The organism is Cytobacillus stercorigallinarum (assembly GCF_014836495.1).
Lineage (GTDB): Bacteria > Bacillota > Bacilli > Bacillales > Cytobacillaceae > Cytobacillus > Cytobacillus stercorigallinarum.
Genome location: NZ_JACSQT010000002.1, coordinates 186,035 through 198,332, shown reverse-complemented (window position 1 = coordinate 198,332; position 12,298 = coordinate 186,035). Strand labels below are relative to the sequence as shown.

The following is a 12,298-nucleotide window of genomic DNA, read 5'->3' as shown; positions in this document are numbered from 1 at the left end:
GAGGGATAAGGATGACGGGACCTTTAGCAGGCATGAGAGTCATTGATGTCACAACTAATATTTCCGGTCCAACTTTAACAATGATTCTAGCGGACTTAGGTGCAGAAATTATTAAAATTGAACGTCCGGGTACGGGGGATGACGCCAGGGGGATGGGGCCCTTTATGAGTGGTGAAGGCGTATATTTTCTTCATATTAATCGAAATAAAGAGTCGGTTGTCATCAACCTGAAGAAACAAGATGGGAAACAAATCGTTTATGATCTTGTTGAATCGGCAGATGTATTCGTGGAAAACTTCCGGCAAGGAAAAGCTGAGCAAATGGGGTTAGGCTATGCTCAATTGAAGGCAATAAACAAACAAATCATCTATTGCTCATTATCAGCATACGGCCAAAGTGGACCGCAAAAGTTGCAACCGGGCTATGATGCTATTGCTCAAGCAGAAACAGGTATCATGGGCATAAACGGAGCAAAAAATGCTGAACTAGCGAGAGTACCTGTCTCTATTTTAGATCAAGGAAGTGCAATGTGGGGTGCAATTGGTATTCTATCTGCATTTTTGCATCGAAAGCAAACAGGTGAAGGGCAATTTGTTTCTACTTCTTTATACGAAACAGGTTTATTTTGGAGTAGTTATCATATGCTTTCCTTTTTAGCGACAGGAGAGGAACCACAGAAAAACGGCTCTGGTCACACGGCTTTCGCTCCTTATGGTGCTTACTTGGCGAGTGATACGTATATTATGATTGGCATTTCCAATCAATCGTTATTTGAAAGATTATGTCGGGTTTTAAATAGTATAGAGTGGCTATCAGATCAGCGATTTATAGATAATAAAAATCGTGTGAAAAACCAATTCATCCTAAAAGAAAAAATGGAACTGATACTTCAAAGGGAAACGGCTGACTATTGGGTAACGGAATTAAACGCTGCGGGTATCCCAAGTTCCAAAGTAAAGAAAATATCTGAAGTCATTGATGCAAAACAGACAGAAGCCCTTGGCATGTGGCAACAGGTAACACATGATACAATTGAAGATTTACGTTTACCAAGACTCCCTTTTCATCTAAGCAAATCTACACCTGAGGTGAAAACAGCACCGCCAAAACTAGGGGAAAATACGGAGTGCGTCTTACAATCGTTAGGCTATACGCAAGAAAGAATAGAAGAACTTTCATCCAATCAAGTAATTGCATTGCAGCTGATGAAAAATAACTGAATAAAAAGTAAATAGTTTACCATTTATTTCTGCGCTCTTCTTTCATGTGGTAATATTTTCATCAACTATGATAAAAAAATACTTTTCAAGAGAAAGATATCTGCTATAATAGTTTTAATATTGAAACGTTTTAATTGAAGAAAGTATTAAAATAATAGCTGAACGATTGAAAGAGGGCTAGTAAATAGGAATTGGCATGAAAGAGAGTGGGGTTTATCAGCTGAAAGATTCCACCATGTTTCAACCTATTGAACCTGCCTCTATAGTCTGATGAAAACCATCAGCGGTGATTGAGACGTTAACTCATGAAAGTGGAATGTTTCAGAAAAGTTGCATTCAATTAAGGTGGTACCGCGAAACCTAACTCGTCCTTATGTATTAAGGCTTGAGTTAGGTTTTTTATTTTAAAAAGAGAAGAAAAGACATTAAACGTATGGATGTTCTTGCTCTTAAAAGGAATGAATCGTATGGGGAAGAAAAGAATCATCGTTAAAATAGGTAGCAGTTCATTAACAAATGAAAGAGGAGAGATTGACCGTTATAAATTTACTGATCATATATTAGCACTTGCAAAAATACAGAGGATGGGTCATGAAGTGATTGTCGTATCGTCGGGAGCAGTAGCAGCAGGTTTTAGAAAATTAGGTTATTCTTCCCGTCCCATTACATTAAAAGGGAAACAAGCTGCGGCTGCTATCGGTCAAGGGTTATTAATTCAAAGTTACATGGAAGCCTTATTGAATTTTGACACTTTAGCAGCGCAAATTTTACTAACTCGGTCCGACTTTAACAATCAAGTACGCTTTAGAAATGCGTACGATACGATTATGGAACTGTTAGATCGTAAAGTCATACCGATTATTAACGAAAATGACACTGTTTCAATTGAGGAATTGACTTTCGGGGATAACGATATGTTATCAGCACTTGTTAGTGGGCTTGTTCATGCTGATTTACTTGTGATTTTAACTGATATTAATGGCTTATATGATCAAAACCCGTTTATGTATCCTAACGCAAGGCGAATTGACTTTCTGAATGAAATTACTGATGCACAAATGAAAGCGGCAAATGGTGCGGGCTCTAAAGTGGGTACTGGAGGCATGTACTCGAAATTGAATGCTGCTAAAACAGCTATGGAATTAAATGTTCCCGTTTTTATCGGTACTGGTAAAGGTGAAGACAAACTAATAAGCATCCTTAATGGAACTGGAGACGGTACTTATCTTTCTAATCAGCAAATGAAAAATATTAATACGAAGCGGCAATGGATTGCTCTTCATTCGACGGTCAAAGGAAAAATCTATGTTGATAAAGGAGCCGAAAAAGCACTCGTGCATGGTGGAGGAAGTCTATTATCACCTGGAATTGTTAAAATTGATGGAAGTTTTCATTCAGGTGAGGTTGTTGAAGTGAGGTTTGAAAATAAACTAATTGCTAAGGGGGAAGTAAGTTGTTCAAGTCAATTTCTCATGCAAACATCACTTGAGAAAAAACGAATAAAAGAAGTGATTCATCGCGATAAATTAGTTTTAGAAACGAATAGGAGTGTGGGAAATGGCAAGTGAAGTATATGAAAAAGGTAAGTTAGCAAAGAAAGCAAGCTATCGTTTAACTGGCGCTACGACCGAGGAAAAAAATCAAGCATTAAAGGCAATTGCTAAACAATTAATAGAAGATCAAGAGGAGATCCGTTTAGCTAATAAAAAAGATATAAGTATGGCGCGTCGTCATTTGAGTGATAGTATGATCGATCGCCTTATGCTGGATGAATCTAGAATAAAGGCAATGTCACAAGCAGTCACTGATATCGTACAACTTGACGATCCTATTCATCGAGTATTGCAGACAATAAAGAAGGAAAATGGTCTAATTATTCAACAAAAGTCAGTCCCACTTGGTGTGATAGGTATGATTTACGAGGCAAGACCTAACGTAACAATTGATGCTGCTGCACTAGCATTAAAGACAAATAATTGTGTGATTTTACGAGGGAGTAAAACGGCTTTACATAGTAATCGTGCGCTTGTCCAATCTGTTCATCGCGCATTACAATCGACGGAGTTACCAAGGGATAGTGTATTATTAATTGAAGATACAAGTAGAGAAGCTGCCAAAGAATTATTTCATCTTCAATCTTTTCTTGATGTTCTTATCCCTAGAGGTGGAAAAGGATTGATTGATACGGTTGTACGTGAGGCGTCCGTACCGGTTATTGAAACAGGTGCAGGCAATTGCCATATGTATATTGATGAGTTCGCTGAATTAGAAATGGCGAAGAAAGTAGTATTAAATGCGAAGAAACAAAGACCGTCTGTGTGCAATAGTATCGAATCTCTTTTGATTCATACTCGATGGTTGGAAAAGTACGGGGGAGAATTTTTAGCTTATATTGAGAACGAAGGAATTGAAATAGTGGGTGATCAATATATGAAAGATTTCTTGCCTCACATGACATTAGCCACTGAAGAAGACTATCACAATGAGTTTTTATGTTTGAAAATGAGCGTTAAAACAGTTGCCACTGTCGAAGAAGCCATTACTCATATTCGTCAATATGGGACGAAGCATTCAGAAGCGATTATAACGGAAAATAATAGTCGAGCAGCAACCTTTTTGAATCATGTAGATGCTGCTGCTGTTTATCATAATGCATCAACAAGATTTACAGATGGATTTGAATTCGGCTTTGGTGCAGAGATTGGGATCAGCACGCAAAAAATGCATGTGCGAGGACCAATGGGATTAAAAGCACTAACATCAAGTAAATATTTTATTGAAGGCAATGGACAAATAAGAGAATAATTGTTAGTAACAAGTGAGAGGAATTTTGCTAGCGTTGGAGAAGTATAAATGAATAAGATGATATTCTTCTAAAAAGGTGTGACTAAACAATGGTAACTATTCCTAAGCCAGCGGCAACGGTCTTATTAATCAATCAACAAGGCCAAGTATATATGACGAAACGCCCAGCAACAATGAAATTTCTTGCAGGGCATTATGTTTTTCCTGGTGGCGCAGTGGATGAGAAAGACTCGCTCCTATCTAATAGATTAATTGCTCCAACCGATCAAGAAAATATCCCATTAGCTTATTATGTTGCTGCCGCACGAGAAGTCTATGAAGAAATTGGCGTTTTCCTTGGATGTGATAGAAAAGGAGAGCCGCTTTCATTTCAAGAAGAGGAGAGTTTGCACGATAGGAAAAGGCTCTTAAATAAGGAAATAAGTTTTATCGAGTTATTAAAAGAAAAAGAAGCCGCGCTTGATTGTCGCTGCTTCACATATATTGGCCATAAAACGACTCCTGCAAAAAGCCCCATACGTTTTGATACACGTTTCTTTATTGCTCGTCTTCCAAAATGGCAACAACCAATTCCTGATCCTTACGAAGTGGCAGAAGCCAGGTGGATATATCCAAAAGAAGCTTTGCGTGCATATGAGATGGGTGAAATTAAACTCATACATCCGACTATCCGCTCACTTGAAAAAGCAATGAGTTGGCTGGATGCCACTTCATGAGTAAATGGAGTAAGCATTTCTATTCTGTATAACTTTTCTTTCGTCTATTAACTTAATTAAATGAGCTTCTGTTGTTTTTTCTGCAACTACCTTGTTTGAAGGATGAATATGGCCATCATATATCTTGTTCGTAATTTCGTGTAATAACAGGGGCTCATTGTCTTTTAAAATATGTAAAATTTGTTCTTCTCTCTGCTTCCTTCTATTCAGTACATATTCAATATGTTCGTACGGATTATGAATCCAATCACCATGACCTGGACCAACCATTGTTAACGATAATGATTTTATTTTTTCTAATGTGATGAAGTAGTCTTTCATATTCCCATCAGGTGTACCAATCCACGAAGTTCCCTTTTCAATTAAATTATCACCTGCCAATAAAATCTTTTTAGAAGGTAAATAAAAGCTTAAATGACCTGGAGAATGCCCAGGGAGGTGTAATACTATCAGAGATTCATCGCCTATAGATATCTCTTCGTGATCAGAAAGGTAGTGGAGGTTATCAATTTGAACATTCCTTCTGATTTCGGGCTCTTCAAGTGGATGAATAAATGTAGGTATTTGCCAATCAAGAAGTTGTTTCACGCCAGGTGAATGATCTTTATGTCCATGGGTAAGAAGGATTTTTTTCGGAATGGGGAGTTCGTGTTTTTTTAGTGCTGTTTGTAGTGTTTCTCTTGTAATCGGTTGATTATAACCAGTGTCAATGATAAGAGTTTCCTCTTTATTGCCGATAATATAACTATTTGTTGTCGTATAGGGCCAAAGAGTGGGAGTAGGAATAGGTATGCGTAAAACATTTATATCTGATTTCATTGTGTCCACCTTTTATAAATAGATTGAATATTGTGAATATTTTATAGCTATTGATACTTAATTAATACCTATGCTATGATACATAGGTATGACTTTTTTAAAATCATTGAGTAAAAGTATCCAATATAATAATAACAAAAATATTGGGGTGTGTCAACTAATTTTTATCAAGGAGTGATTTTATGCTAGAGCGACAAGAAGAGCAAAAAAGGGTCGATAGAATAATACATGAAGTGAATAAGAAGCAAGTCGCTTATATAGAAAATCGCGACCACGTACAAAAGGATGTGAAACATTTAAAAACTGGGTTTTGGGATGATGTGACAGTCAACCTAGAGGAAATGGATGATGTGATTGAGACATTTCAAAGTGTGAAGCAGCAAGCCGAATTATTAGGAGAAAGGGAACGGAGAATGGGCATGCTCGATCAATATGTCAACATATTGTCGAAACAAAAAGACTCTCCCTATTTTGGCAGAATTGATTTTAGGGAAGATGGGGAAGAAAAGGAATCCATTTATATTGGTATTGCCTCTTTGATGGATGCAAACGATGAGCAGTTTCTTATTTACGATTGGCGGTCACCTGTTGCGAGTATGTATTACGACTACACGCCTGGTGAAGCAAAGTATGATACCCCATATGAAACAATAACGGGAGAAATGTTATTAAAACGTCAATTTATTATAAAAAAGGGGAAAATTGAAGGATTATTTGATACAGGGTTAACGATTGGCGATAGTGTGCTCCAGGAAGTGTTAGGTGGACATGCGAATGCACAAATGAAAAGTATTGTTGCTACGATCCAGAAGCAGCAAAATGCAATTATCCGCAACGTGAAAGACGATTTAATTATTGTCCAAGGAGTAGCAGGTAGTGGGAAAACATCAGCAGCATTACAAAGAATCGCTTACCTTCTCTATCATTATAGAAAATCATTGCATGCTGAAAATATAATCCTATTTTCGCCGAATCCGCTATTTAATAGCTACGTCTCTCAAGTGTTACCGGAATTAGGTGAGAAAAATATGAAGCAGGATACTTTTTGGCACTTCATTCAAAGTAAGTTTGATGCGAAGCTTACGATAGAAACACCGCTAGATCAATTAGAATTACTTCTTCAAGAAAATAATGCGAGTGAAAAAAGAGTCCGGGAAATTGAATATAAATCTTCTTTATCATATAAATCTTCTATGGATCAATATATTAGCCATTTATTAATAGAAGGGATGATTTTCCGGGATATCACCTTTCATAATGAAAAATGGTTGACTGTCGATGAAATAGTTGAGAAGTTTTATTCCTATGATAGTCATATTTCCATCGCCAACAGACTGCAACTTATACAGGAATGGATCCTAGCTATCATAAAGAAAAAGGAAAAAGCAGAACGGAAGAAGGCATGGGTTGAGAATGAAGTAGAATTACTTGATAAAGAGGATTATTTACAAGCCTATAAAAAAGCACAGAAAATCGATGATGAAGGCTTTTTGCAACCAGAAGTCGAGCAGGCGTATTTGATGAAAATGGTTGTGAAAAGGAAACTTAAGCCGCTTCGGAAACAAATCAATTCTTTCTATTTTGTTGATGTAGTTGCAATGTATGTTGAGTTTTTACGTACAAATAACGAAGATGATTCGGGATTAGAGGCCATCTCATCTGGTGATATGTTGTATGAAGATGTTGTTCCCTACTTATATTTAAAACAACAATTATTAAAGGAAGATGGTCATACTTCTGTACGTCATATATTTATTGATGAAGCGCAGGATTATTCACCCTTTCACTTTGCCTATTTAAAAGAGTTATTCCCGTATAGTAAGTGGACGTTATTGGGGGATGTGAATCAAACCATCCACTATCATGCTGACAACCAGTCTGCTCTTTTTAGTAATGAAAAAGCAACAGTCTATCAATTAAGACAAAGTTATCGTTCAACGAAAGAGATTACGACATTTACATCAAGTTTGCTGTTGAATAATGAAGATATTATTCCTTTTAACCGAAGTGGCGAAAAGCCTGTTATTAAAAATGTGACTGAGGATGAAGCGCTAACAACACTCATCGATGTCGTTCGCCGCTCCGTTTCACTAGGTCATGAATCGATTGCGATCATTGCTAGAAATGCGAAACAATGTGAGAAGTGGTACAGTCAATTATTGCCTCATTTTAATAATGTGAACCTTATCCATCAAAAAACAACGGAATTTCAAAAAGGAGTTACTATTATTCCCTCCTATTTAGCAAAAGGGATTGAATTTGATGCTGTTGTTATCCCTGATGGTGAACAATATAAAAAAGAGAGGGACCGCTTTTTATTCTATACTGTGTGTACGAGGGCAATGCATCAGTTAGTTATCTTGCAAAAATCGCAAACAAATCCGTTTATTAATGGAGCAGACGTGCACACATATGATTATATCGTGTAAAGATTGTTTTAAGTATGTAGGATATTATTCGTATCTTACATACTCTTTTTTTATATCTTTTGATGTGTTTTTACATATTACAGGAGGAAAAGAAGATTTCTTGCATAACCCTTTTAAGGGAGCAATTTTTGCTTTCAAACTGAATAGAGGGAGGAATGTGAAGTGAAAAAAATGGTCGCTTCGATTGCCATCGTCACGTTATTTATGTTAACAACCTCTCAAGTATATGCTGCTAAAACAATTACGCCTCAAGGAAAGCTTAAGCCACCAGGGGAAGTATTCACGCCAGGAGAGTGGTTTCTCGGAAGTACACCACCGAATTTAGATGCTAGTAAACCCCCGATTGTCTTTGTTCAAGGAAAAAATGGTAGCTCAACTAGTTGGTATGAAGAAACAGAATACCATGGTGTGAATGATATGTATACAAAAGCGTACGAATCTGGCTATCAGACTGTGTTTGTGCAATTGCATGATGCCGCAGGAGAAGGTTCGGCTAGCCAATTTGATAACGGTGAACTTCTCGCTTCTATGCTTGCTGATATTTCCGGGCATTTCCAAGGAAAGAAATTAAATATTGTCGCTCACAGTAAAGGTGGACCAGATACACAAGCGGCGCTTATTCATTATGGTGCTCACCCATATGTCGGTCGAGTGATTACATTAGGCTCACCCCATCATGGTTCGCATTTAGCTGACCTTGCCTATAGTTGGTGGGCAGGCTGGTTAGGAACGTTATTAGGGCAAAAAGATGATGGGACCTATTCTTTACAGATAGGTGAAATGGCTCACTTTCGCTCGTTAACTGATCATCATTCTAATGCAACAAAAAATAAGTATTACACTGTTTCAGGAACAAATAAGGGGCCTTCATTGTCCGCTTTATGGATGGGTGGCCAATACTTATCCTCTGAAGGTGAAAATGATGGTTTAGTTAACGATTGGAGTACAAGATTACCATATGGTACACATCTCTTTAATGACACTTCTCTTGATCATGATAAAATTCGCATGGGCTCCGCTGTATTTTCTAGAATTGAACCCTATTTGCGGACATCATCTGTAGCAGGAGTGACAACGGGTGATATAAAAAGTAGCGACGCATATATGTCTAAACAGGTTTCTTCCTATGTTCACGGTGGGCAATGGCAAGGAAATGCACCATATAAACAATACTTTCATGTTGATGAACAACTCAAAAATATACAAATCTGGACTACAACGAAGGATGATAAGGTTAAATTAATCTCGCCAACTGGGAAAAAGTATCAAAGTTATGTTTCCTCTTCTCAAAGTGCAGAAATATTTAATGGGGCAGCAGCTCATAGTTTTACTGGCGTTATATCTGAGGCAGGTCGTTGGCAAGTGGAACTAACATCTAGTAAAAAAGATAATGCCTATGTGATGAATGTTACCCATGGAGGGGGAAATAATCTAGAACTAAAGATGAATTCACTCCTCTCTAACAATCCAGTTGCTTTCTCCTTACAATCAAACAACAATATACAATCTATCACAATGAATACGACATTAGTAGATAAGAAGGGCAATAAAGTAGTCGCACCGTTAAATGTACAAAATACTTCGCAAAAAGGGTCAATTGGGCAATTCACTACAAAGTTAAGTAGTGGTGTTTATAATATGACCATTGATATAAAAGGTAAAACACTTCAAGGAGAACCTTATGAAAGAACAGTTATTCGCTCATTTTATGTACAATAGAGAGTTTCATTCATCTTTTGATTGGTGTGGGGTGCTGATACTGGCATCTCTTTTTCTTTTTATCTAAAATAATAGACAAGTCATTTTAAATAGATGAGGAGAGATGTGAATGAAGTTTATAAATAAAACAGTTATTGTCACTGGTGCAGGGCATGGAATCGGTCAAGGTGTTGCACTCGCTTATAAACGGGAAGGTGCCAACGTAGTAGTAGCTGATTGGGATGAATCGAACTTTGCAATGCTTGAAGCAAAGGGGCTTGATTGCTATCAGATAGATGTCCAAGAAGAAGCGGATATTAAGCGATTATTGGAAGAAACGGTGGAGAAATATGGACAAGTAGATATTCTTATTAATAATGCTGGTATATCTGTCTTTAAACCTTTGTTCGAATTAACAATAGATGAATGGGATCGCGTCATCAATACTAATGTAAGAAGCGTATTTTTAGCCACGAAAGAAGCGGCGAAATATATGAAGCATAACGAAATGGGAGGGTCGGTTGTTAATATGGCTTCTACCCGTTCCGCAATGTCTGAAATCCATTCAGAAGCCTATGCTGCTTCAAAAGGAGGTATCGTTAGTTTAACTCATGCATTAGCTCTTTCCCTAGCTGATTATCACATTACGGTAAATTGTATATCGCCAGGGTGGATTGAGACAAATGAACAGGCGCAACTTCGAGAAATAGATCATCAACAGCACCCTTCAAAGAGAGTTGGGACACCAGCTGATATAGCTAAAGCTTGTCTTTACTTAACCGATCCCGAAAATAACTTCGTGAACGGAGAGAATATCACTGTAGATGGTGGTATGACGAAGAAAATGATATATGAAAAGTAAATAAATAATAAAAAAGCAAGATTTGCCCTTGTAAAGGAATCTTGCTTTTTTTCTTTTTATTTCATTGCATCTGACCACTCTTCGACATTCCACACTTTTGTGACCCAATCTTCGTAAAAGTCGGGTTCGTGGCAAACGAGGACGATGGTACCTTTATATGCTTTTAAGGCTCTTTTTAATTCTTCTTTCGCTGTAATATCTAAGTGGTTTGTTGGTTCGTCAAACAGCAACCAATTGCTTTCGTTCATCATTAACTTGCAAAGACGTACTTTCGCTTGTTCGCCACCACTTAGTTGGTTCATTGGTCTTGAAATATGTTCATTTTTTAGTCCGCATTTAGCCAGAGCTGCACGAACTTGATGCTGATCCATCGCTGGGAACTCGTTCCATACATCATCAATTGGTGTAATTTGCTCGCCTTTCACTTCCTGTTCGAAATAGGAAGGGTAGAGGAAGTCACCTCTTTCAATTTTCCCGCTAATGGCTGGGATTTTCCCAAGCATCGTTTTTAAGAGGGTGGATTTTCCGACACCGTTGCAACCAACAATGGCAATGCGATCCCCTTTTTCAATTGTGATTGACATTTTTGGCAATAGGGCATGGGTATAACCAATTTCAAAATTCTCGCCTTCAAACACATATCGACTACTCGCTCTTGACTCTTTAAATTCGAACGTTGGTTTAGCAGCTGTTTCAGGACGATCAATTCTCTCCATCCGATTTAATTGCTTTTGCCTACTTTTTGCTCGGCCAGTTGTCGAATACCTTGCCTTGTTCTTTGCGATAAAATCTTCTTGTTTTTTGATGAATTCTTGTTGCTTTTCATATGCTTGAATATGTTGATTTTTATTGATTTCTGCCAGTTCTAAGAATTTTTCATAACTAGCTGTATAGCGAGTAAGCTTAGAGAATTCTAGATGAAAAATGACATTTGAGACTCCGTTCATAAATTCAGTATCATGCGAGATTAAGATGAAGGCATATGGATATTCTTTTAAATAGTTGGATAACCAGTCTATATGTTCAACATCTAAATAGTTTGTTGGTTCATCTAATAGTAAAACTTGAGGTTGCTCTAGTAATAGTTTGGCAAGTAAGACTTTTGTTCTTTGCCCTCCGCTGAGTGCTGCAACATCTCTGTCCAAACCTATGGCATCTAATCCCAACCCTCTTGCGGCATCGTCTATTTTTAAGTCGATTGAATAAAATCCGCCTGCTTCTAGCATGTCTTGAATTTCACCCATTTTCTCAAGCAAAACTTCTAATTCTTCTGGTGTGGCATCTGCCATCTTTGCTGTGACTTCATTTAATTCTTCTTCTTTTTTATATAATGGAAGAAAGGCATCTCTCAATGCATCGCGCATCGTTTTTCCAGGGGTTAAAACGGTATGTTGATCGAGATAACCGTATTGAACATTAGGTGTCCATTCCACTTTTCCCCCATCGTGAATGAGTTGCCCTGTAATAATATTCATTAAAGTAGATTTACCTACTCCGTTTGCTCCAACTAACCCAACGTGATCCTCTGCTAATAAACGAAAAGACACGTCTTTAAATAATGTTCGATCGCCAAAAGTATGACTTAAATGATCAACTGTAAGTAAACTCATTTTGTAATCCTCATTTCTTCATAATCATTTAATAATCATACTAGATTTCTCGTTGTTTAACTAGGGGAGAGGCGATATTTATCTATAAAAGAAAAATTCCTTAAGGGGAATGGATAGTGGTATAATATGGTTTAAATAC

Annotated in this window: 9 protein-coding genes; 7 read left to right on the top strand and 2 right to left on the bottom strand. The window is 37.4% G+C overall.

Annotation, left to right across the window (positions count from 1 at the left end; genetic code table 11):
* Nucleotides 1-11: 11 nt before the first annotated feature.
* The 4 genes from H9655_RS05525 (at nucleotide 12) to H9655_RS05510 (ending at nucleotide 4,741) form a co-directional block, all read left to right on the top strand.
* A complete protein-coding gene (locus H9655_RS05525) occupies nucleotides 12-1,220 on the top strand; it encodes a CaiB/BaiF CoA transferase family protein (RefSeq protein ID WP_191811754.1) in 1,209 nt (402 codons plus the stop codon).
* 467 nt (nucleotides 1,221-1,687) lie between these two features.
* Entirely contained in the window at nucleotides 1,688-2,788 is a 1,101-nt protein-coding gene (proB, locus tag H9655_RS05520) for a glutamate 5-kinase (RefSeq protein WP_191811751.1), read from the top strand.
* Nucleotides 2,778-4,025 (top strand): glutamate-5-semialdehyde dehydrogenase, encoded by a 1,248-nt coding sequence (locus H9655_RS05515; RefSeq protein WP_191811748.1) that lies wholly within the window; start codon nucleotides 2,778-2,780, stop codon nucleotides 4,023-4,025. The genes proB and H9655_RS05515 overlap by 11 nt, the downstream gene beginning before the upstream one ends.
* Nucleotides 4,026-4,114: 89 nt before the next feature.
* Complete coding sequence (locus tag H9655_RS05510; RefSeq protein ID WP_191811747.1) at nucleotides 4,115-4,741, top strand: NUDIX hydrolase; 627 nt, start codon at nucleotides 4,115-4,117, stop codon at nucleotides 4,739-4,741.
* Here the strand turns inward: H9655_RS05510 and H9655_RS05505 are convergent.
* The gene (locus tag H9655_RS05505) at nucleotides 4,736-5,560 is read right to left on the bottom strand and encodes an MBL fold metallo-hydrolase (protein ID WP_191811745.1); all 825 of its coding nucleotides are present in this window, start codon (nucleotides 5,558-5,560) and stop codon (nucleotides 4,736-4,738) included. The genes H9655_RS05510 and H9655_RS05505 overlap by 6 nt on opposite strands.
* Before the next feature lie 182 nt (nucleotides 5,561-5,742).
* Between H9655_RS05505 and helD the strand changes: the two genes are divergently transcribed.
* The 3 genes from helD (at nucleotide 5,743) to H9655_RS05490 (ending at nucleotide 10,549) form a co-directional block, all read left to right on the top strand.
* Complete coding sequence (gene helD / locus H9655_RS05500; RefSeq protein WP_191811742.1) at nucleotides 5,743-7,989, top strand: RNA polymerase recycling motor HelD; 2,247 nt, start codon at nucleotides 5,743-5,745, stop codon at nucleotides 7,987-7,989.
* A gap of 171 nt (nucleotides 7,990-8,160) precedes the next feature.
* The gene (locus tag H9655_RS05495) at nucleotides 8,161-9,708 is read left to right on the top strand and encodes an esterase/lipase family protein (RefSeq protein WP_191812654.1); all 1,548 of its coding nucleotides are present in this window, start codon (nucleotides 8,161-8,163) and stop codon (nucleotides 9,706-9,708) included.
* Between the two features lie 109 nt (nucleotides 9,709-9,817).
* Nucleotides 9,818-10,549 (top strand): SDR family NAD(P)-dependent oxidoreductase, encoded by a 732-nt coding sequence (locus tag H9655_RS05490; protein WP_191811740.1) that lies wholly within the window; start codon nucleotides 9,818-9,820, stop codon nucleotides 10,547-10,549.
* 56 nt (nucleotides 10,550-10,605) lie between these two features.
* On the opposite strand, the gene H9655_RS05485 is transcribed toward H9655_RS05490, so the two are convergent.
* Nucleotides 10,606-12,159 carry an ABC-F family ATP-binding cassette domain-containing protein gene (locus H9655_RS05485; RefSeq protein ID WP_191811738.1) on the bottom strand — a complete coding sequence of 518 codons (1,554 nt, stop codon included), beginning with the start codon at nucleotides 12,157-12,159 and terminating at the stop codon, nucleotides 10,606-10,608.
* Nucleotides 12,160-12,298: the final 139 nt, after the last annotated feature.